The organism is Maricaulis sp. (assembly GCF_048269565.1).
Lineage (GTDB): Bacteria > Pseudomonadota > Alphaproteobacteria > Caulobacterales > Maricaulaceae > Maricaulis.
The window spans coordinates 663,820-683,417 of the sequence record NZ_JBLXIK010000002.1 but is presented as its reverse complement, the minus strand read 5'-3'; the positions used below and the strand labels follow the sequence as shown (position 1 = coordinate 683,417).

Below are 19,598 nucleotides of genomic sequence, written 5' to 3'. Positions count from 1 at the left end.
CGCTCTATGCCCGCCTCAAGCGCATCGATGACAATCTCTATGCCGACGGCATGCCGGAAACCGAAAGCAATCCGGTTGCTGACCATATGGAAAGACTGCGCGGCGCCTTCAGCCAGGGCTGATCGCTCGCAGCACAACAACAAAAAGGCCTCCCGGATCGCTTCGGGAGGCCTTTTGTATTCCAGGTGGTGCCAGACAGAAAAAGGGCGCGATCCGGTAAGGATCGCGCCCGTTTCAATCAAGCGTATTCGCGAAGGATCAAGCGAAGCCCTTGAACTTGTCCTTGAAGCGCGAAACGCGGCCGGCGCGGTCAAGCAGGTGGGCATTGCCGCCGGTCCAGGCCGGGTGCGAGGTCGGATCGATATCGAGATTGATCGTGTCGCCTTCCTTGCCATAGGTCGACTTGGTCTGGAAGGTGGTCCCATTGGTCATCACAACATTGATGATGTGATACTCGGGATGGATATCTTGTTTCATCGGTCCGGCTTTCTTCTCTCGCTGTGCCACGCCAACTCGCGTGACGCACACAGCTGATATCTCTCAGGAGCGGGGCTGATACCTGAAGACGCCGCGCGAGGCAAGCCAGGGAATGAGTCGGGCAGCCAAGCTTTCGACCTTGCGGGTGTGAAGTTCTCGACATGCGCATGCGACATGCGTATGAGTATGCTCGACGGTCAGAAGGTGCATGTGATGAAATATGAAACGCCCGCGAATCGCAAACGGGTCAACCTGACGGTCCGCGAGGACGTCATGTCGGAAGCCCAGGCCCTCGACATCAACATTTCGCGTGCCGCCGAAGCCGGGATCGAGGCTGCCCTGAAGGCCGCGCAGTCCCGACGCTGGCGTGAAGACAATGCCGACGCGATCAGGGCTCACAATGAACGTATCGAACGCGAGGGCATGGCGCTTCCCACTCCGTGGTGGGCGGAAGAGGAAGTGTAAGTGGCCCGCTTCGATCTGTTCCGGGTCAACAGCCGGCGCATTCCGCTGATGGTGGATGTCCAGGCCGAGATTCTCGGCGATCTGGCCAGCCGTGTCGTCATCCCGCTGCATCTCGTCGATCAGGCTGAAGAGCCGCCGCTGCCGAGACTGAAGCCGGTCCTTGTGATTGGCGGCCAGTCTTATCTGCTCCTGACCACGGATATTGGCGCACAGCCACTCCATTCGCTCGGCAAGCCCATCGGAAATATCGAGGAACATCGCGACGAGATCACTTCCGCGATGGACTTCCTGTTCCAGGGATTTTGAGGTTCGCCTCGGCCTATTATCTTCGCCGCCGGGTGTCCGGAGCAAGTTGTCAATAGATCCTCACTGCCCCGCTAGGAGAGCGAAATGAACTCCTCCAGCGACGGAGGCAACGCTCTCACCTCCCCATAGAGCCCTTCGATTCGGACATGCCTGAGCCGCGTTTCGCTCGCTGGAGAAAATCTCAGGCTGACGCCGCTCGGGCTGGACCACTCGCCTGGCAGGCGTATGGCAGAACCGATCAGACGTTCCCAATTCGCTCGATGCGATCCATTTTGTGCGACATCAAGCTCGACCGAAACCCGAAAATCTGCCGTGACCGGTTCGGGAAATTCACTCGCAAACGCATCCCGCGCAGCCTCCCTCCGCTCCCTGGCAGTTGCTTCGGGATGATAGTGAACGAAGAAAGCAAGCTCATCCTTGATGACCGCATTCATGCGCTCAATCCCACCCGGCTTGGCCGCCATCTGTTCGACCATCTTGGCCAGCCAACGCGCCAGGGGGCGGTCGCCACCGAACAAGCGCCCCAGCCACAGGGTATTGGGTTCATGCGTCAGCACGCCACCAACCAGCGTGTTCGTCCACGATAGCTCAACATCAGGATCGAGGGAGATAAACGTGGGGGGGACATGCGGTATCCCGTCGACCCGAAGCGTTTCAGCGAGCTGCCAAGGTTCAAGTCTGGTGGACAGGGCCAGCCCGGCAAGCCGTGTTGGCGCATTGCGGGCACCCTCGAGCCGCGCGAACTCAATGCCCATCCTGCCCGCCCAAACGGCTCCGGTCAGAATCGCTCCGAAGTCGGTCATCGGCCAAGCCTCGGGAAACCCGGTTGATGCACGGAAGGCATTCATTTCAGCTTCCGGATTCTCGCACAGGATCATGATGTGATCGACATCAACCTCACGCGCCATGACTACCTCTCTACTGGCAAGATTGTGACCTCAAGATTGATAAACTTGCACGAGTAGAGCACCGCTGCAATCAGTGAAGTGATTGCAATCATGATCATTTCTCACTGAATATTGTGCCTGATGGAGCCAAGCGAACATGCTCTGGCGCCTGATCCCGCGCCAAAGCTCCTTCAAAGCTTGACAGGGATCGAACTCCCCTCGCTGAACGACATTCACGCTGCCGTTTACCGCGCCGTCAGCTTCAGCTCGATACGGCGATTGCGGGCATTGTCCTCGGCCGTGCGGCCCGGCACCAGCGGCTGGAACTCGCCGAAGCCGGCGGCGACCAGCCGTTCCGATGGCACACCCAATTGCTCCATCCATTGCACCACCGAGATCGCCCGGGCTGCCGAGAGGTGCCAGTTGGACGGATAGGTGGTGCGGATCGGCACCGGATCGGTATGGCCATCAATGCGGATCACCCATTCCAGATCCGGGGGAATTTCGGTCGTCAGCTGGATGATCGCATCGGCGATCGGACGCAGGCTCTCGCGGCCCTCATTCGACAACGCCGCCGAGCCTGACGGGAAGAGCACATCGGTCTCGAACACGAAGCGGTCACCGACAATGCGCACGCCGGTGCGGTTGCCGAGAATGGCGCGCAGGCGACCGAAGAAGTCGGAGCGGTAGACGGCCAGTTCGGCGGCGCGCTCGGCCAGCGCGGCATTGAGGCGTTCACCGAGATTGACGACCTGGACCTCGGCCTCCTCGGCGCGTTGTTCCGAAGCTTCAAGCGCGGCGTTGAGGGTCGCGATCTGGTCGCGCAGCACCTGCATCTGCTGGTTCAGCAGCGCCAGCGCCCGCATCGATTCCGATGACATCTCGCGCTCGGCCTCGAGCTCGGCGCTCAGCGACTCGGCCTGGCCATAGGCCATGGCCAACGCGCTGTTGAGCGCATCGCGCTCATCGACCAGACCGGTGATGCGCACTTCCAGCTCGGCATTCTCGTCGCGCGCCAGATCGAGTTCACTGGCCAGCTGGGAGAGCTGGGCATTGAGGTCGGCCAATTGCTGGTCGCGCCCGGTCAGGGCACGCGAAAGGGCGAATTGCCCGGCCACGAAAATCGACAGCAGGAAGACAATGACCAGCAGCAGCGTTGCCAGCGCGTCGACAAAGCCGGGCCAGTGATCGCCGTTATCGGCTTCCTGGAAACGCGAGAAACGCGGCGAGGCCATGACCTATTCTCCCGCCCGGTCCCGGGCTTCGAGGGTCCGGATCAGGACACGGATTTCATCGCGCAGCGCCCGCGCCGCTTCCTGCTGCCCCTCGCGGGCATCTTCGGCAAAGCGCTGCATCGTCGTGTCGAGCTGGCGCGTATGGCGTTCCAGCGTGTGCGAGAGACGGTCGAGGGTTTCCGCGGTCTGCTCGAGCAAGGCCCCGACATAGGCGGACGAGGTTTCGCCATCGCCGCTCGTGGCCGGTCCGGCCGCCGAGAGACGCGAGATGGAGGAGAGCCATTCCTCGATCTCGTTGTAGAAGCGGTTCTGGGCGCGGCTGGCCTGCAGGTCGAGAAAGCCGATCACCAGCGAGCCGGCGAGACCGAAGAGCGAGGAGGCAAAGGCGGTGCCCATGCCCTCGATCGGATCCTGGATTGCCGCCATCAGCCGCATCACATCGGCTTCACCGCCGGTCGAGCTTTCGGTCACGGCGCGCACCGCCTCACCGACATCGGACACGACCGCCAGCAAGCCCCAAAAGGTGCCGAGCAGGCCGAGGAAAATCAGCAGGCGGCCGAAATAGCGGGTAAAGGCGCCCGCTTCCGACATGCGCGCACCGACCGAGTCGAGCACGGTGCGCACGGATCCGGCCGAAAGGCGGACACGGCCATCGGCTTCGCCGATCATCGAGGCCATGGGCGCAATCAGGGCCGGCGGCGGTGGCAGGGTGATGCCGGCCTCGGGCGAGCGGAAACGCTTGAGCCAATTGGCCGCCGGGCCGATCCCCAGCGCCTGGGCAAAGGTGTAGAGCACGCCGATCACCAGCACGACGAGGATGACGCCATTGATCGCCGGATTGGCCTGGAAGGCCTCGACCAGTTGAGCGCGCAGGAAAATGGCGAGCGCCGCCACAACCGCGGTGAACAGCGCCATCCAGACGATATAGCGCCAGGGTCCCGTGAAGCGCACCTCGGTGCGGATTGCGCTCATCCGCTCATCAGGCTGTACCGGCATAACATCCCCTCACATCACTCACAGCGTCACTCATCCCAAGGCATTGGGACGATTTGGTGGCGAGGTCAAAGGTGAAGCGGGAAAATCCGCTTCGCGGGCCCGGTCGCGATCAGGCGGCGGCGATCTTCAGCCGTTCGAGCAATTGCGCCAGCATGCTCTCATTGCCCGCCGCGATACTGCCGGTTCCCAGCACATCCTTGCCGCCATCAATCTCGGCAATATAGCCACCGGCTTCGCGCACCAGCAACAGGCCGGCAGCGATATCCCAGGGCTTGAGATCACGTTCCCAGAAGCCGTCATAACGGCCGGCCGCGACCCAGGCGAGGTCGAGCGCGGCGGAACCCATGCGGCGGATGCCGGCACAGCGCGGCATCACCTGGTGCAATTCCTTGAGGAAGCGGGCATGGCCGGTCTTGCCGACGAACGGCATGCCGGTGGCGAAAACGGCCTCATCGAGCTGGCTGCGTCCGGCGACGCGCAAGCGGCGGTCGGCGAGCCAGGCGCCGCGGCCCTTTTCGGCATGGAACATTTCATCGGTGGCCGGATTGTAGACCACGCCGGCCACAAGCTCGCCCTCGCGCTCAAGCGCGATCGAGACCGCGAAATGCGGCATGCCGTGGAGATAGTTGGTGGTGCCGTCGAGCGGATCGACGATCCAGCGGTGCGAGCGGTCGGAGCCTTCGACAATGCCGCGCTCTTCCATCAGGAAGCCATAGCCGGGGCGTGCGGTCGTCAGCCGGTCATAGATGATCTCTTCCGACTTGTGGTCAGCCATCGAGACGAAGTCGGCCGGACCCTTCTTGGAATATTGCAGGTGTTCGACATCGCGGAAATCGCGATTGAGCTTGCGGCCGGCGCGGCCGGCAACATCGACCATGACTGTCAGAAGGGGAGAAAGCGCGCCCACAGATCTACTCCGCCCGTTTCACGTATGAACCGTCTTCCGTGGCGATCACCACACGCTCGCCGGTGCCGACGAAAGGCGGGACCGCGGTGCGTACACCGTTTTCCAGAATGGCGGGCTTGAAGGAATTGGCGGCTGTCTGCCCCTTCACCACCGGCTCGGTGTCGGTGATTTCCAGGGTGACGAATTGCGGCAGGGTGATGCTGATCGGGCGTTCCTCATGGAATTCCACCACGACATTCATGCCGTCCTGCAGATAGGCCGTGCTCTCTTCGCCGACAAAATCCTTGGGCAGTTCGATCTGCTCATAGGTTTCCGCATCCATGAAGGTCAGCGTATCGCCGCTGTCGAACAGGAATGTCTGGTCGCGTTGCTCGAGGCGGACGCGCTCGACCTTGTCGGCGGCGCGGAAGCGTTCATTGAGCTTGCGGCCGTCGAGCAGGTTCTTCAGCTCGACCTGGGCAAAGGCTCCGCCCTTGCCTGGCTTGACGTGGTCGGTCTTCACCGCAACCCAGAGCGAGTCCTGGTGTTGCAGCACATTGCCGGGGCGGATTTCATTGCCGTTGATTTTCATGCGTCACCTATCGGAAAAACCGTGTGCACTGCCCGTAGGCCGTGGAGTGGCGCTCTCCTATCAGCGGGGACAGGTATCGGCAAGCGGCGCGGCACTGCCCGGCTAGCGCATCGCTTCGACCTGGGCCCGGATCCGCTGTTGCACGTCCTGCGGCAGCGCCCGTTCCAGACCGGCCTGCAGACGATCGCGGTCCGGATCACCAACCGGGGCGCCAAGCGCATCGACCGAAGCCAGCAGCGACCAGCCATAGGCGGCTTCCAGATCGGCGGGGATGCCATCGCCGCGCGCCAGCGCAAAGGCATAGAGGAACTGGCTCTCGGCATCGCCGCCCTGGGCACCCTGGGCGAACCAGTAGGCCGCCGAACCCCGATCGGGCTCGCCACCACGGCCCTGATACAGCATCAGGCCATATTGCCCGGCCGCCGGTGCATAGCCGCTCTCGGCGGCAATGCGCATCCAGCGCAGGGCCTCGGCATCGTCCTGCGCACCGCCCTCACCGGCCGCCCACATCATGCCGGCCTGAAACGCAGCCTCGGCGTGGCGATTGCTGGCGGCGCGCTCATACCAGGCGCGGGCACCGGCGGCATCGACGGCACCACCCGTTCCGGCATCGAGCAATTGTGCCAGCTGGTACATGCCCTCCGGCGAGCCCTGCTGGGCCGCGCGCTCGGCCCATTCACGGGCCGAAATGGCATCTTGGGGCACGGGCGAATTCTTCTGCTCGATCGCGAAGGCGACCATGGCATTGATATGCCCGAGACGCGCAGCCCGTTCGAACCAGTCACCGGCCGAGCCCAGCGCCAGCGAAGGATCGCCCAGCCGCGCCAGAAGCCCGAGCTGATACAGCGCGATCGGCTCGTCCTGTTCCGCCGCCCGGCGGAACCAGCGCGCCGCAGCGGCAAAATCCGGCTCGCCGGTCAGCCCGTCCCGCGCCATCATTCCGGCCAGGACAGAGGCCTCGACATTGCCGCCGGCAGCAGCGGTCTCGGCATATTGCTGCGCCAGAACCCAGTCCTGGGCGATATAGGCGATCTGGGCCCTGTAATAGGCGGCATCGGCCGCATTGAGGCCGGTCGGCACCTCGGCATCGGCGGCATCCATGCCGGCGATGGCCGCGTCCTGGACCTCCTGCGGCAACAACATCATTTCAGCCGGGAAGGCCTCCTGAGGTTCGGAAGCGGCCAGTGGAACATCCGCGACGTCCTGTGCCAGCACGGGCGCGGCGAGCACGAGGCTCAGGCAAAGAGCAGGGAAAATCTTCATTTTGCCTATCAGCGACGGGAATGCGGCAAGGTCAAGACCGCCGGGATGAAGCTGAGGCATTTGTAACCTTGGCCGCCAAAATCCGACTGCCCTGCTCAGCCTGCCGCGCACAGCGCGTTGAACGCCGCCACCGCCGCGACCGGTCCGTCGGGATGCTGCCACACGCCCGCAGAGACCGCGATGAAATCAGCGCGCGCCTCGATCAACGGGCCGGCATTGTCGACCGTGATACCGCCAATGGCGACGCAGGGCAGCTCGAACACCTCGACCCACCACTTGATCAGCTCGATATCGGCCTGGTGGCTGACAGCCTTGGTCGTGGTCGGGAAAAAGGCGCCGAAGGCGACATAATCGGCACCGGCCTCGCCGGCGAGCATCGCCAGATGGCGGCTGTCATGGCAGGTAACGCCGATCGTGCGCTCCTTGCCGAGGGCGGCGCGGGCCGCCTTGACGCTGCCATCGCCCTGGCCGAGATGCACGCCGTCGCAGCCGAGTTCGGCCGCCAGTTCGACATCATCATTCAGAATCGCCGCGACGCCGTGTTGCTGGGCCATGGCGATCAGCGGCGGTGCCAGCTGGCGGATTTCCTCGCGGGAATGATCCTTGAGCCGGATCTGCAGCGCGGCGACATCGCCGCTCGACAGCACCCCGGCAAGGGTCTCGGCAAATTGCGCATCAATGCGCGGCGGGGTGATGAGGTAGAGCTGGGTTGTCATGGCCGCGTTTTGACCGATTTCGGCCCGGGTGGCTAGTGCGACAGCATCGCCGCCGGCACCAAAATCTCCACGCGGCTCGCCGCTGGAGGTTTGAGTGGTTCCCCCCGTTTGGGAGGTGTGCGGGACGCGGCGAATGCCGTTTAGCGCAATAGATAAGTGAGACATTCGAAACGTCCCGCACGTGGAGATTTGCTCGGACGCCTTACGGCCCCCGTCTCGAAACCGGAGTGGACTGTGCGGTCGAGCTTTGTGCCGCCTTTCCTCTCCGGTGGCCACGCCGGGGCTCGGGTTGTCAAACCTCCGCCCGGACGAGCTCCACGCTCCCGATCGCCGCAAGTGACTGAGCTCACGCCTCCCGTGCAACCGGAACGAGGAGATTATGCGCCAGGGTTGGTGGGGTGGGGATAAGTTTGACGATTTATCGTCATCCCGGCGCAGGCCGGGACCTCGATATCACGGGCTCCGCGCCTGCTATGTCTGGCTCCCGGCCTTCGCCGGGATGACGTGGGGTAATTGTTGGCGGTGGGGGATAAGCAGGGGCAACACCCCTCCGGGTCATGTAGGATTCTGCACTTTGTTCATCTGGCCGTCATCACGCGCAGCGCACATTACGGGCCTTCAACCGACAGCCTTGTTGCGGCTGTCTTTTACCCAGGGGAAATGCATGACCATGAAAACCATTCTCGCGGCCTCACTCGCCGCCGCAGCTCTGACCGGCCTCGCGTCAGCGCAGGATTATTCGCTGCCGCCGACCTTCGGCTCGGTCTCCCTCAACCCCGGCTTTCTGCCCGACCCACATCAGGCCCAGCTCGTCGCCGGTGGCACGATCGATGCCTCCAGCCTGGGCAGCAATTGTGTCGGCATGATCGCCAACGCACCGGATTACCGCCTGCAATACGGCGAAGGCGGCTCGCAGCTCTTCATCGGTGTCACCTCCTCGGCCGACACCACGCTCGTCGTCAACGGCCCGGACGGCAGCTGGTATTGCAATGACGACACCAATGGCCTCAACCCGCTCGTCGGCGGCGCCGGACCCATGGCCGGTCAGTATGACATCTGGGTCGGCACCTATGGCAGCGACACGGCACAAGCCACGCTGTTCATCACCGAATACGACCAGTAGTCCAGGCACAGCCTGAAACGCGAACGGGGCCCGCAAGCGGGCCCCGTTCTTGTTTTCGGCGATGCTCCGTCGCGGCTTACGCCCCGGCCAGTTCCTTCTCCATCGCCGCATCATACTCACCCAGTGCGGCGAGGCTGTTCATTTTGGCGCGGTGATTGAAGGCCGCCTGGGCCTTGGCGACATTGGCAGGCTGGCCGCCCCAGGCCATCAGCGGTGCATGCTGCAGCGCGCGGCCATAGGAGAAGCTGACCGGCCAGGGCAGGTCATAGCCATCATTGATCGCGTTGAGATGCGCCGTCGCCTCTTCATCGGACTGGCCGCCCGACAGGAAGGCGATGCCCGGAACAGCGGCCGGCACGCAATTGGCCAGACACTGCACCGTCATGTCGGCGACTTCCTCAATGCTGGCGCGATCCTCATTCTTCGTGCCCGAGATCACCATGTTCGGCTTCAGGATCGTGCCCTCGAGGATCACGCCCTGGTCGAACAGTTCGCGATACAGGGTCTTGAGCGCGAATTCGGTGACTTCGTAGCAACGCTCGATCGAGTGATCGCCATCCATGATGACTTCCGGCTCGACGATCGGGACGATATTCGCTTCCTGGCACAGCGCCGCATAACGGGCGAGCGCGTGCATATTGGTGTTGATGCAATACTGGCTCGGCATGGATTCATCGCCATTGCGGCCGATATTGATCACCGCGCGCCATTTGGCGAAGCGGGCACCGAGACCGTAATAGTCGGCGAGGCGGTCACGCAGGCCATCAAGACCCTCGGTGATCATCTCGCCATCGCTGCCGGCCAGAGCCTTGGCGCCGGCATCGACCTTGATGCCCGGGATCGCACCGGCATCCTGGATCAGCTTGACCAGCGGCGTGCCGTCCTTGGCCTTCTGGCGGATGGTTTCATCATAGAGGATGACGCCGGAGACATGCTGGCTCATCGCCGGCTCGGTGCGGAACAGCATCTCGCGCCAGTCGCGGCGATTGTCCGCCGTGTTCTCCAGATCGATCGCGGCAAAGCGCTTGCCGATCGTGCCGGTGGATTCGTCCGCGGCCAGCAGACCCTTGCCCGGAGCCACCATGGCGCAGGCGGTTTCGTTGAGTTGGTCCAGATCCATCATGTCATCCCCAGCTTGGTTTGATCGTCTTCATCAGGTGTCGCGCCCCTTCTATACAGGGCCGGACCGAATCCCAAGACAGGAAACGGCCCGATTTTCGGTTTGTTTGGTCCCGGCCTCAGGCGTCGACGCTGTCGCGTTGCATCAGCACCTCGACGCCCGGCAGGGCCTTGCCCTCCATCCATTCGAGGAAGGCACCGCCCGCCGTCGAGATGAAGGTGAAATCATCGGCGACGCCGGCCTGGTTGAGCGCCGCGACCGTGTCGCCGCCGCCGCCAACCGCCACCAGTCCGCTCTCGCGCACCGCTCGGGCGACATGTTCGGCCACGGCCATCGTCGCGGCGTCGAAAGGCGGCGTTTCAAACGCGCCGAGCGGGCCGTTCCAGATCAATGTCTTGCAGGTCTCGATCGCCTGGTTGAGCGCGACCACCGTGCCGGGACCGCAATCGAGGATCATCTCGTCGGCGCCGACATCATGGATCGAGGTCAGGCGGGTTTGCGGGTTCGCCTTGAATTCCTTCGCCAGCACGACATCACTCGGCAGGATGATGCGGCAACCCGCCTCTTCCGCCGCCACCAGGATCAGCCGCGCGGTGTCGGCCAGATCGGCCTCGCACAGGCTGGCGCCGACCTTGACGCCCTGGGCGTGCAGCAGCGTATTGGCCATGCCGCCACCGACGAAGAGGATGTCGACCTTCTTCACCAGATTCTTCAGCAGATCGATCTTGGACGAGACCTTGGCACCGCCGACCAGCGCGATCAGCGGGCGCTGCGGCTTGTCGAGCGCCGCAACGAGATGGTCGATCTCGCGCTGCATCGCCAGACCGGCATAGGCCGGGAGCAAATGCGCCACACCCTCGGTCGAGCCATGGGCGCGGTGAGCGGCGGAGAAGGCGTCATTGACGTAGAGATCACCCAGCCGGGCCAGCGCCGCGGCAAAGGCGGGATCATTGGCTTCCTCGCCGGGCTCGAAACGCGTGTTCTGCAACAGCAGCACATCGCCATCGGCCATGTCGGCGACGGCCGAGGCGGCATCATCGCCGATCAGGTCGTCGACGAAATCAACGGCCTCACCGAGCAGATCGGCCAGCGGCTGCGCCACCGGTTCCAGCGACAGACCCGTCACACGGCTGCCCTTGGGGCGGCCGAAATGCGCCAGCAGGATCACTTTGGCCCCGGCATCACGCAGCAGCTCGATCGTCGGCAGGGCCGATTGCAGACGGGTATCGTCGGTGACGACACCATCCTTCATCGGCACATTGAAATCGACGCGCACGAGCACGCGCTTGCCGGCAATATCGGCGTCCTGGATACGGCGGATCATCGTCATGACCGGTCCTCGCTTGAGCGTGATTAAAGGTATTTGCCCATCGCCGCGGCCGTATCGACCATGCGGCAGGCAAAACCCCATTCATTGTCGTACCAGGTCATCACCCGGACGAGGCGCTCATCGATGACATTGATCTTGTCGATGGCGACGATGGAGGAGCGGCTGTCGTGATTATAGTCGATCGAGACCAGCGGGATGCTGTCATAGCCGAGCACGCCCTTCATCGGGCCGTCAGCGGCGGCGATGACGGCGTCGGAGAGTTCCTTGGCCGTGGTGGCGCGCGAGGGCACGAAAACCAGATCGATCAGCGACACATTCGGGGTCGGCACGCGCACGGCGGCGCCGTCGAGCTTGCCGACCAGTTCCGGCAGCACCAGGCCGACGGCCTTGGCGGCGCCGGTCGAGGTCGGGATCATCGACATGGCGGCGGCGCGGGCGCGGTGCAGATCCTTGTGGTTGCGGTCCAGCGTCGGCTGGTCGCCGGTATAGGCGTGGATGGTGGTCATGTGACCGCGCTCGATCCCGACAGCATCATTGAGCACCTTGGCAACCGGGGCGAGGCCATTGGTGGTGCATGAGGCGTTGGAGACGATGATGTCGGCAGCGGTCAGCTGGTCGTGATTGACGCCATAGACGATGGTCTTGTCGGCATTCTTGGCCGGGGCCGAGCACAGCACGCGCTTGGCGCCGCTCTCGATATGGGCCATCGCGGCGGCCTTGTCGTTGAACTTGCCGGTGCATTCCATCACCAGATCGACACCCATCGCCTTCCAGGGCAATTGGGCGGGGTCGCGATTGGAGACTTTCTGGATGCGACCGAAACCGGCATCGAGCCAGTCTTCGCCGACCTCGATCTTGCCGGGATAGCGGCCGTGGACGCTGTCATAGGTCAGCAGGTGGGCATTGGTTTCCGGCGTCGAGCTATCATTGATCGCCACGACTTCGACCTCACCCCAGCGCTGCTCCTCGAGCACCGCACGCAAGGCAAGACGGCCAATGCGGCCAAAACCGTTGATCGCAACCCGAAGGGCCATACCCAGTCTCCTCAATACCGATAATCATCGCCCGGCGCCGGTGCGGCGGGCTGTTGGTGAATTTGGCGCGGATTTACCCGCCTTTGGGTCTACAGTCCACCGGATGATTGCGGCAAAACAGCGCCAGGGCAGATTTCAGGGCCGTTGCGGACAGGCCTTGAACTGTGCCTGTGCAGGACTCCACCTGCTCGACCGCAGAGCAGGGACTTGAATTGAATCCGGTCGCCTGCGAGAAACAGTGCAGAAAACCACATCAACACCATGGGCGGACGCCAGTACTATGAAAGTTATCGTTCTCGGTGGGGACGGCTTCTGCGGATGGCCGACAGCCCTACACCTCTCCAATCTCGGCCATGACATCGTCATCGTCGACAATCTTTCACGCCGCAAGATCGACATCGAACTCGAGGTCGACTCGCTGACCCCGATCCGGCCGATGAGCGAACGGCTCGCCGCCTGGAAGGAAGTCTCCGGCCGCGACATCCGCTTCGTGAACATGAATGTCGGCAAGGATTTCCAGGAATTCATCGATCTGATCGATGAGGAAAAGCCTGACACCATCGTGCATTTCGCCGAGCAGCGCGCCGCGCCCTATTCGATGAAATCGGCACGCCACAAGCGCTATACCGTCGACAATAATCTCAATGCGACCAATGACGTCCTCGCGGCGATCGTCGATAGCGGCCGCGACATCCATCTCGTCCACCTCGGCACGATGGGCGTTTACGGTTATGGCACCGCGGGCATGAAAATCCCCGAGGGCTATCTCAAGGTGAAGGTCCAGACCGATGAAGGCCTGAAGGATCAGGAGATCCTCTATCCGGCCAATCCGGGCTCGATCTACCACATGACCAAGACCCAGGATCAGTTGTTCTTCCATTTCTACAACAAGAACGACAAGGTGAAGATCACCGATCTCCACCAGGGCATTGTCTGGGGCACCCAGACCAATGAGACCAAGCGCGACCAGCGCCTGATCAACCGTTTCGATTATGACGGCGATTACGGCACCGTGCTCAACCGCTTCCTGATGCAGGCCGCCGTCGGCTATCCGCTCACCGTGCACGGCACCGGCGGTCAGACCCGCGCCTTCATCCACATCCAGGACACGGTGCATTGCATCCAGATCGCGGTCGAGAACCCGCCCAAGGATGGCGACAAGGTGCGCATCTTCAACCAGATGACCGAGACCCACCGGGTCCGCGATCTGGCGCAGATGATCGCCGATATGGCGCATGCCGAAATCCAGATGGTCCCCAATCCGCGCAATGAAGCGGACGAGAATGATCTGCATGTCGAGAACGACACCTTCCTGCAGATGGGCCTCAAGCCGATCACCCTGGCCGCTGGCCTGATGGAAGAAGTCACCGAGATCGCCCGCAAATACGCCGAACGCTGCGACAAGGCCAAAATCCCCTGCATCTCCTATTGGGGCAAGGGTCGCGAAGAGGCCGCCCAGCCCGACCCGCTGAAAGTGGTGGGGTAAGGTTTTCGGCCTGACGAATTGAAAAGGGCGCCTCTTGGGGGCGCCCTTTTTTGTCGATACGCAGACTTCACGCGCTCACCCGTCAATACTTCGGGTAGAATCCAGATCGGCTGAGCGAATAACTCGATTGATTCAATTCAAAAATCTCGCCGCGAAAACAAACAAGCGCCACTTTGCCATTCACGGCTTCAATCTGGACGAAATAGGATGCGCTGCGGAACCTTCGGGGAATGTCCCTGATCCAGTGAATCGGACGACACTCACTGTCCACGATCGCGGCGTTCGGGATAAAATCAATGGGGGCCATACGCGGGAGAGCGGATGGACTTGAGCGCGGTGATGGAAGAATGTCGAACAGTGCAACTCCACGATCCGCGCTGAGCATGTGGAACATAGGCCTGTCAGGACGGTCGCTCCACCGGTGAATAATCAATTGGTCGGAAACACGGAAATCCACCTACCCCTCCAGCACCCGCACCAGCCGCTGCATGAAGCCGCAACACTGATCCAGCTGGTCAATCGCCACGAATTCATCCGGCTGGTGGGCCTGGCTGATCGAGCCGGGGCCGCAGACGACGACGGAGAGGCCCGCGGCCTGGAATTGCCCCGCCTCGGTGCCGTAGGACACGACGCGGGTGGAATTATCGCCGGTGAGCTGGCGCGCCAGGCGTTCGGCGGCGCCGTCTTTCTCGCGGGCGAAGGCGGGCACGTTGGAGCGTATCGTCACGGTGACGCTGGCTTCGGGCACGGATTCGCGCATCTTCGCCTCGACGGCCGCAGCGCGCTCGCGCAAGCCGGCCTCGATCGCGCGCGGGTCATCCCAGGGGGCCGGGCGGATCAGGCTCGAGAATTCGGCATCAAGGGCGAGGATGTTGAGCGCGGTGCCGCCCTTCATCTCGCCGATGGTCAGCGTGCCGAAGGGCGGGGTGTAGGGGCTGTCCTCGGGGGCGGCGGCTTCCATTTCGGCGGCGCAATCGACCAGGTATTGCATCAGCGGCACCGCATGGGTGACGGCGCAGGCACCGTCGCGCACGAGGGAGGAATGCGCCTCGCGGCCGCGCAGTTTCACCGTCATCGAGAACAGGCCCTTATGAGCGGTGACGACCTTCATGTCGGTCGGCTCGCCGACGATGACGGTCGACGGCTTGACCGGCCCGGCCATGATCTTTTCGATCATCGCCGGCGCGCCGATACAGCCAATCTCTTCGTCGAAGGAGAGCGCGATATGGACCGGGCGTTTGAGCTCGGCAGCGGCAAACACCGGCGCCAGCGCCAGGATGCAGGCGGAAAAACCCTTCATGTCGCACGTGCCGCGGCCATAGAGCTTGCCATCACCCTTGTCGGTCAGCGTCCAGGGATCCGAGGTCCAGGGCTGGCCATCGACCGGCACGACATCGGTATGGCCCGACAAGACCACACCGCCATCAACCATCGGGCCGATGATCGCGTGCAGATTGGCCTTCCTGCCGTCGCTGCTGGGAATGCGTTCACAACGGGCGCCCAGCACCGTCAGGCGCTGCTCGACATGCTCGATCAGGTCCAGATTGGAATTACGGGAGGTGGTGTCGAACGCGATCAGCTCGCGCAATTCATCGATGGCGGTCGCGAGGAAGGGCGAAGACTGGGACATGGGTGACCTCGATCAGTTTGTAACGAGGGTGTTAGCCGGTTTTTCACTGCAATTCCAAAACTCAATCCCCAAGCCCGCGGCCAGCGCGCAGTATCGCCTGGTTTCGGGGCCGGTGTGGCGCCCGGTCTAGTGGATGCGTGAACGCGATGTATGCGAGTCTGATCCGATATTGGCAGCGCTGGTGCGGTGATACGCGTGGCAATGTCGCGCTGATGTTCTCGCTTCTTCTGCTGCCGCTGATGGTGCTGACCGGCGGTTCGGTTGACCTCAACCAGGCCCTCAACGCCCGCACCCGGCTCGCCCAGGCGCTGGACGCGGCGGCGCTGGCCGTCGGGGTCCAGACATCATTGAGCGAGGCAGAGGCGGCCGAGTTCGCGCTCGGCTTCATAACCGCCAACTATCCCGCGGGTGAAATCGGGGAGATCGGCGAGGTGCGCGTTGCGCTCGATACGGCCAATGACGTCGTCACGGTCGGCGCCGAGGCGCGCGTCACCACCCATGTCCTCAACCTGATCGGCATCAATGCGATCACCGTGCACTGGGAGAGCGAGGTCCAGCGCGCCCGCCGGCGGCTGGAACTGGCGATGGTGCTCGACAATACCGGCTCGATGGGCGGCTCCAAGATCTCGAGCCTGCGCAGCGCGGCGCGTCTGCTGACCGACATATTGTTCGAGGGCGCCGATCCGGACCGGCTCAAGATCGGCCTCGTCCCCTTTGCCTCGACGGTCAATGTCGGCACCGCGCATGCACGCGCCTGGTGGCTCGACCCGACAGCGCTATCGCCCCTGCACTCGGAGAATTTCATCCCCGCCGCCAATCGCTGGGACGTGTTTGACAGCATCAGCAACCGGAGCTGGACCGGCTGTGTCGAGGCGCGTGCGATCCCGCATGATGTCGAGGACACGCCGCCGGACAGTGCCGCGCCGGAGACGCTTTTCCTGCCCTATTTCGCGCCCGATGAATCGAATTACGGTTCCTACCCCAACAGCTATATGAGCGACCAGATGTCGGGCCCGGACCAGCGCGCCCGCATGCGCAACACGCCAAAATATGCCGGCGCCTCCATCTCCTCCGGCGACGGGCCGGGCTGGGGCTGTACCGCGCGTGCAATCACGCCGTTGACGGGAAGTCAGACCAGCATCAATGCCGGCATTGCCGACATGATCGCCAGCGGCACCACCAATATCCCGATCGGCGTCAGCTGGGGCATCCGGGTCCTGTCGCCGGGCGAACCCTTCACCCAGGGCGTCGCATGGGATGAGGAGGACACCATCAAGGCCATGGTGGTGCTCACCGACGGCGAGAATTATCTCAATGGCCGCGGCAACAGCAATTATTCCGACTATTCCGGCTATGGCTATATGCGTGATGGCCGGCTCGGCATCACCACGTCCAGTGACAGCGCGATCCGCAATGCCCTCGACGACCGCACCGCTGCGGCCTGCGACCATGCCAAGGCGCTGGGCATTCGCGTCTACACCATCACTTTCCAGGTCAATTCCAGCTCGACGCGCAATATGATGCAGGCCTGCGCCACGCATCCGGGCCTGTATTTCGACTCGCCCTCCTCAGACGCCCTGCGCGATGCCTTCGAGATGATCGCCGGTGATCTGAGCAATCTGCGCCTGTCGCGATAATTCACGCGCGCTTAACCATCCCGTCTAACGCGGCTTTAACTCCGAACCGCTAGAGTTTTAGCGAATAGATGATGGTAACCGCACATGTGCCTGGCCCGCCTTTTCAGAAAACTCACCGAATTTGCGTCGGACCGGCGCGGCAATGTCGCGGTCATTTTCGCCCTGGCGCTGGCGCCGGTGACGCTATTGGCCGGCGGCTCGGTTGATCTCAGCGCCGCGATGAATGCCCGCAGCCGCCTGGCCCAGGCGCTCGATGCGGCGGCCCTGGCGGTTGGCGTCAATGCCTCGATCACCGACGCGGACGCGCTGGAGATCGCCACCGGTTTCATCAACGCCAATTATCCCGAACGCGAGCTGGGCAATATCACCAGCATCTCGGTCTCGGTCGACCCGGTCTCCGACAGCGTCACCGTGCGCGGTGCCGCTGAAGTGCGCACCACCATGCTCGGTCTCGCGGGCATCCAGACGATTACCGTGCATTGGGAAAGTGTCGCCCAACGCGCCCGCCAGCGGATCGAGCTGGCGATGGTGCTCGACAATACCGGCTCGATGGGCGGCTCCAAGATCCGCAATCTGCGCGAGTCGGCGCTGCTCCTGTCGGAAACCCTGTTTGAGGGCGTCGAAGACCCCGAGGACGTCAAGATCGCCCTTGTGCCCTTCGCAGCGACGGTCAATGTCGGCACGGGTTACGAACGTGACTGGTGGCTGGACCCGGACGCGATTTCGCCGATTCATGCCGAGTGGGCCGGTGGGGATTACAGCGTCGAGGTCTGTACCGGCCGCCGGCGACACCGGACCTGTACCACCACGGAGATCCATCCCAATCACTGGGACCTGTTCGACGAGCTGCGAAACACCAGCTGGGGCGGCTGCGTGGAAGCGCGGGCCCTGCCGATGGATATCGACGACACCACTCCGAATACCAGCCGGCCGGAAACGCTCTTCGTGCCGTATTTTGCGCCGGACGAGCCCGACACCTGGGGTTTCTACAATGATTATCTCGACGATGAAGAATCCGGGGATGATTTCGAGCGCCTGCAATACCTGCCGAAATACGATAATGTCCGGCCGAGTTTCGATGGCCCGAATGCCGCCTGTACGGTGACTCCGATCACGCCGCTGACCACGACGCGATCACGGATCGACAATGCGATCTCCGACATGGAAGCCAGCGGCAATACCAATATCGCCAATGGTATCGGCTGGGGCGTCCGGGTTCTGTCGCCGCAAATGCCCTTCACCGAAGGCGCCGATTATGATGATCGCGACGTGCTCAAGGCGATGGTGATCCTGACCGACGGCCAGAATGTTCTCAGCGGCCAGTATAACAGCTTCATGTCGCGCTATGAGGCCTATGGATATATCAACGACAACCGTCTCGGCATCCGCACCTCCAGCGGCAGCCAGCTGAGCGATGCCCTTGATGACCGCACGGCAGCGGCCTGTGCCTATGCCCGCGCCCAGGGCATCCGCGTCTACACCATCACCTTCCAGGTCAATTCAAGCTCGACCCGGAGCCTGATGGAAGCCTGCGCCTCGAATCCGAGCCTGTATTTCGACTCGCCCTCATCCTCGGCGTTGCGCGATGCCTTCGAGATGATCGCCGGTGATCTCGCCAATCTGCGACTGGCACGCTAGCGCCGTACCGGCGACATGACTGTCACCGATACGGCCCTCGCGTCTGCACTTCCGGCAGGTCTGGACCGGTCTGCCGGTCCTGCTGCCACAACGCCTATTGCGCGCCGGGCACGTCCATCAGCTCGAGCTGGAAGGCCAGGGCCTCGTTCGGGCCGATCGGGCCGCCGGGCGTTCCGCGCAGGCCATAGGCCAGCTCCGGCGCAATGAAGAGATCCCACGCTTCACCGACGCGCATCAGCGGCAGGGCCTCGACCCAGCCCGCGATCAGGCGGTCGGAGGGGAAGGTCGCCGGCTCGCCGCGGGCATAGGAGGAGTCAAACTCGCCGCCATAGGCGAACATGCCGCGATAATGCACCGTGACCAGATCGCCCGAGACCGGGGAGATGCCGTCTTCGGCAGCCTGGCGGATGCGGAACAGCAGGCCGGACGGCAATTCAAACACGCAGGGCTCGGTGCGGACAGCGTCGAGATAGGCCCGGGACGCCGCGGCATTGGCCTCGGGATTCTGGTTGCCGTCGACCGGGGGATCAACCACCAGCATGGTGGTCTCGGCGGCGCCGGCACAGGCACGTGCCTCGGCGACGATGGACTGTTCGGCGGTCATCGCCGCCGGTGCGGCAGCGGCAGCCGCCGCCTCGGTTTCGGCCCCGGCGCTCGTCGCGGCGGTGGTCCCGGCATTGGTCTCATCACTCACGGCAGGCGCTCCATTCGAACAGGCCGCAAGCGTCAGGGCGAGCGCGGCAGTGGCCAACAAGGCAGATTTCATGTCCAGTCTCC

20 protein-coding genes are annotated in these 19,598 nt (G+C 63.2%); 6 read left to right on the top strand and 14 right to left on the bottom strand.

The features are described from left to right. Window positions 1–258: 258 nt before the first annotated feature. Window positions 259–477, bottom strand: a complete 219-nt coding sequence (rpmE, locus tag ACN0YL_RS06785) for a 50S ribosomal protein L31 (RefSeq protein WP_091768221.1) — start codon at window positions 475–477, stop codon at window positions 259–261. Between the two features lie 174 nt (window positions 478–651). Here rpmE and ACN0YL_RS06780 point away from each other — a divergent pair, with 174 nt between their 5' ends. Further along, window positions 652–942 (top strand): type II toxin-antitoxin system CcdA family antitoxin, encoded by a 291-nt coding sequence (locus ACN0YL_RS06780; protein ID WP_417497451.1) that lies wholly within the window; start codon window positions 652–654, stop codon window positions 940–942. Beyond that, a complete protein-coding gene (locus ACN0YL_RS06775; RefSeq protein ID WP_417467504.1) occupies window positions 943–1,248 on the top strand; it encodes a CcdB family protein in 306 nt (101 codons plus the stop codon). A gap of 71 nt (window positions 1,249–1,319) precedes the next feature. Here the strand turns inward: ACN0YL_RS06775 and ACN0YL_RS06770 are convergent, their stop codons facing one another. The 7 genes from ACN0YL_RS06770 to thiE form a co-directional block, all read right to left on the bottom strand. Next, window positions 1,320–2,156, bottom strand: coding sequence for a hypothetical protein (locus tag ACN0YL_RS06770; RefSeq protein WP_417497450.1), 837 nt, complete (start codon window positions 2,154–2,156; stop codon window positions 1,320–1,322). 224 nt (window positions 2,157–2,380) lie between these two features. After that, complete coding sequence (locus ACN0YL_RS06765; protein WP_417497449.1) at window positions 2,381–3,370, bottom strand: peptidoglycan -binding protein; 990 nt, start codon at window positions 3,368–3,370, stop codon at window positions 2,381–2,383. A 3-nt stretch (window positions 3,371–3,373) separates the two neighbouring features. Next, window positions 3,374–4,342 (bottom strand): hypothetical protein, encoded by a 969-nt coding sequence (locus tag ACN0YL_RS06760; RefSeq protein WP_417497448.1) that lies wholly within the window; start codon window positions 4,340–4,342, stop codon window positions 3,374–3,376. A gap of 133 nt (window positions 4,343–4,475) precedes the next feature. Beyond that, on the bottom strand, window positions 4,476–5,273 hold the full coding sequence (locus ACN0YL_RS06755) for an inositol monophosphatase family protein (RefSeq protein WP_417467510.1): 798 nt from the start codon (window positions 5,271–5,273) through the stop codon (window positions 4,476–4,478). A 4-nt stretch (window positions 5,274–5,277) separates the two neighbouring features. Next, entirely contained in the window at window positions 5,278–5,844 is a 567-nt protein-coding gene (efp, locus tag ACN0YL_RS06750; RefSeq protein ID WP_417492703.1) for an elongation factor P, read from the bottom strand. 102 nt (window positions 5,845–5,946) lie between these two features. Beyond that, on the bottom strand, window positions 5,947–7,107 hold the full coding sequence (locus ACN0YL_RS06745; RefSeq protein WP_417497447.1) for a tetratricopeptide repeat protein: 1,161 nt from the start codon (window positions 7,105–7,107) through the stop codon (window positions 5,947–5,949). A 95-nt stretch (window positions 7,108–7,202) separates the two neighbouring features. Beyond that, the gene (gene thiE / locus ACN0YL_RS06740) at window positions 7,203–7,823 is read right to left on the bottom strand and encodes a thiamine phosphate synthase (protein ID WP_417497446.1); all 621 of its coding nucleotides are present in this window, start codon (window positions 7,821–7,823) and stop codon (window positions 7,203–7,205) included. 664 nt (window positions 7,824–8,487) lie between these two features. Here thiE and ACN0YL_RS06735 point away from each other — a divergent pair. Beyond that, window positions 8,488–8,946 (top strand): peptidase S1, encoded by a 459-nt coding sequence (locus tag ACN0YL_RS06735; RefSeq protein ID WP_417497445.1) that lies wholly within the window; start codon window positions 8,488–8,490, stop codon window positions 8,944–8,946. 76 nt (window positions 8,947–9,022) lie between these two features. Here the strand turns inward: ACN0YL_RS06735 and ACN0YL_RS06730 are convergent, their stop codons facing one another. The 3 genes from ACN0YL_RS06730 to gap all read right to left on the bottom strand — a co-directional run bounded on the left by ACN0YL_RS06730 (window position 9,023) and on the right by gap (window position 12,430). Beyond that, the gene (locus ACN0YL_RS06730; RefSeq protein WP_417497459.1) at window positions 9,023–10,066 is read right to left on the bottom strand and encodes a class I fructose-bisphosphate aldolase; all 1,044 of its coding nucleotides are present in this window, start codon (window positions 10,064–10,066) and stop codon (window positions 9,023–9,025) included. Between the two features lie 118 nt (window positions 10,067–10,184). Beyond that, on the bottom strand, window positions 10,185–11,396 hold the full coding sequence (locus ACN0YL_RS06725; RefSeq protein ID WP_417497444.1) for a phosphoglycerate kinase: 1,212 nt from the start codon (window positions 11,394–11,396) through the stop codon (window positions 10,185–10,187). A 23-nt stretch (window positions 11,397–11,419) separates the two neighbouring features. Continuing rightward, entirely contained in the window at window positions 11,420–12,430 is a 1,011-nt protein-coding gene (gap, locus tag ACN0YL_RS06720; protein ID WP_417490507.1) for a type I glyceraldehyde-3-phosphate dehydrogenase, read from the bottom strand. 280 nt (window positions 12,431–12,710) lie between these two features. On the opposite strand from gap, the gene ACN0YL_RS06715 reads away from it, so the two are divergent. Next, entirely contained in the window at window positions 12,711–13,916 is a 1,206-nt protein-coding gene (locus tag ACN0YL_RS06715) for an NAD-dependent epimerase/dehydratase family protein (protein WP_417497443.1), read from the top strand. 82 nt (window positions 13,917–13,998) lie between these two features. Here the strand turns inward: ACN0YL_RS06715 and ACN0YL_RS06710 are convergent, their stop codons facing one another. Together ACN0YL_RS06710 and argE are read right to left on the bottom strand one after the other, a co-directional pair. Further along, on the bottom strand, window positions 13,999–14,373 hold the full coding sequence (locus tag ACN0YL_RS06710; protein ID WP_417497442.1) for a hypothetical protein: 375 nt from the start codon (window positions 14,371–14,373) through the stop codon (window positions 13,999–14,001). Then, window positions 14,374–15,546, bottom strand: a complete 1,173-nt coding sequence (argE, locus tag ACN0YL_RS06705) for an acetylornithine deacetylase (protein WP_417497441.1) — start codon at window positions 15,544–15,546, stop codon at window positions 14,374–14,376. A gap of 146 nt (window positions 15,547–15,692) precedes the next feature. Between argE and ACN0YL_RS06700 the strand changes: the two genes are divergently transcribed. Then, entirely contained in the window at window positions 15,693–17,183 is a 1,491-nt protein-coding gene (locus tag ACN0YL_RS06700; protein ID WP_417497440.1) for a pilus assembly protein TadG-related protein, read from the top strand. Window positions 17,184–17,267: 84 nt separating this feature from the next. Beyond that, window positions 17,268–18,821: a pilus assembly protein TadG-related protein gene (locus ACN0YL_RS06695; RefSeq protein ID WP_417497439.1), complete on the top strand. Its 1,554-nt coding sequence runs from the start codon at window positions 17,268–17,270 to the stop codon at window positions 18,819–18,821. A gap of 94 nt (window positions 18,822–18,915) precedes the next feature. Here the strand turns inward: ACN0YL_RS06695 and ACN0YL_RS06690 are convergent, their stop codons facing one another. After that, the gene (locus ACN0YL_RS06690; RefSeq protein WP_417497438.1) at window positions 18,916–19,587 is read right to left on the bottom strand and encodes an FKBP-type peptidyl-prolyl cis-trans isomerase; all 672 of its coding nucleotides are present in this window, start codon (window positions 19,585–19,587) and stop codon (window positions 18,916–18,918) included. Window positions 19,588–19,598: the final 11 nt, after the last annotated feature.

Coding starts and splice junctions, on each gene's coding strand:
- ACN0YL_RS06735 (WP_417497445.1), top strand. CDS start 8,488: ATGACCATGAAAACCATTCTCGCGGCCTCACTCGCCGCCGCAGCTCTG.
- argE (WP_417497441.1), bottom strand. CDS start 15,546: ATGTCCCAGTCTTCGCCCTTCCTCGCGACCGCCATCGATGAATTGCGC.
- ACN0YL_RS06690 (WP_417497438.1), bottom strand. CDS start 19,587: ATGAAATCTGCCTTGTTGGCCACTGCCGCGCTCGCCCTGACGCTTGCG.
- gap (WP_417490507.1), bottom strand. CDS start 12,430: ATGGCCCTTCGGGTTGCGATCAACGGTTTTGGCCGCATTGGCCGTCTT.
- thiE (WP_417497446.1), bottom strand. CDS start 7,823: ATGACAACCCAGCTCTACCTCATCACCCCGCCGCGCATTGATGCGCAA.
- ACN0YL_RS06695 (WP_417497439.1), top strand. CDS start 17,268: ATGTGCCTGGCCCGCCTTTTCAGAAAACTCACCGAATTTGCGTCGGAC.
- rpmE (WP_091768221.1), bottom strand. CDS start 477: ATGAAACAAGATATCCATCCCGAGTATCACATCATCAATGTTGTGATG.
- ACN0YL_RS06715 (WP_417497443.1), top strand. CDS start 12,711: ATGAAAGTTATCGTTCTCGGTGGGGACGGCTTCTGCGGATGGCCGACA.
- ACN0YL_RS06760 (WP_417497448.1), bottom strand. CDS start 4,342: ATGAGCGCAATCCGCACCGAGGTGCGCTTCACGGGACCCTGGCGCTAT.
- ACN0YL_RS06745 (WP_417497447.1), bottom strand. CDS start 7,107: ATGAAGATTTTCCCTGCTCTTTGCCTGAGCCTCGTGCTCGCCGCGCCC.
- ACN0YL_RS06730 (WP_417497459.1), bottom strand. CDS start 10,066: ATGGATCTGGACCAACTCAACGAAACCGCCTGCGCCATGGTGGCTCCG.
- ACN0YL_RS06725 (WP_417497444.1), bottom strand. CDS start 11,396: ATGACGATGATCCGCCGTATCCAGGACGCCGATATTGCCGGCAAGCGC.
- ACN0YL_RS06765 (WP_417497449.1), bottom strand. CDS start 3,370: ATGGCCTCGCCGCGTTTCTCGCGTTTCCAGGAAGCCGATAACGGCGAT.
- ACN0YL_RS06770 (WP_417497450.1), bottom strand. CDS start 2,156: ATGGCGCGTGAGGTTGATGTCGATCACATCATGATCCTGTGCGAGAAT.
- ACN0YL_RS06780 (WP_417497451.1), top strand. CDS start 652: ATGCGTATGAGTATGCTCGACGGTCAGAAGGTGCATGTGATGAAATAT.
- efp (WP_417492703.1), bottom strand. CDS start 5,844: ATGAAAATCAACGGCAATGAAATCCGCCCCGGCAATGTGCTGCAACAC.
- ACN0YL_RS06700 (WP_417497440.1), top strand. CDS start 15,693: ATGTATGCGAGTCTGATCCGATATTGGCAGCGCTGGTGCGGTGATACG.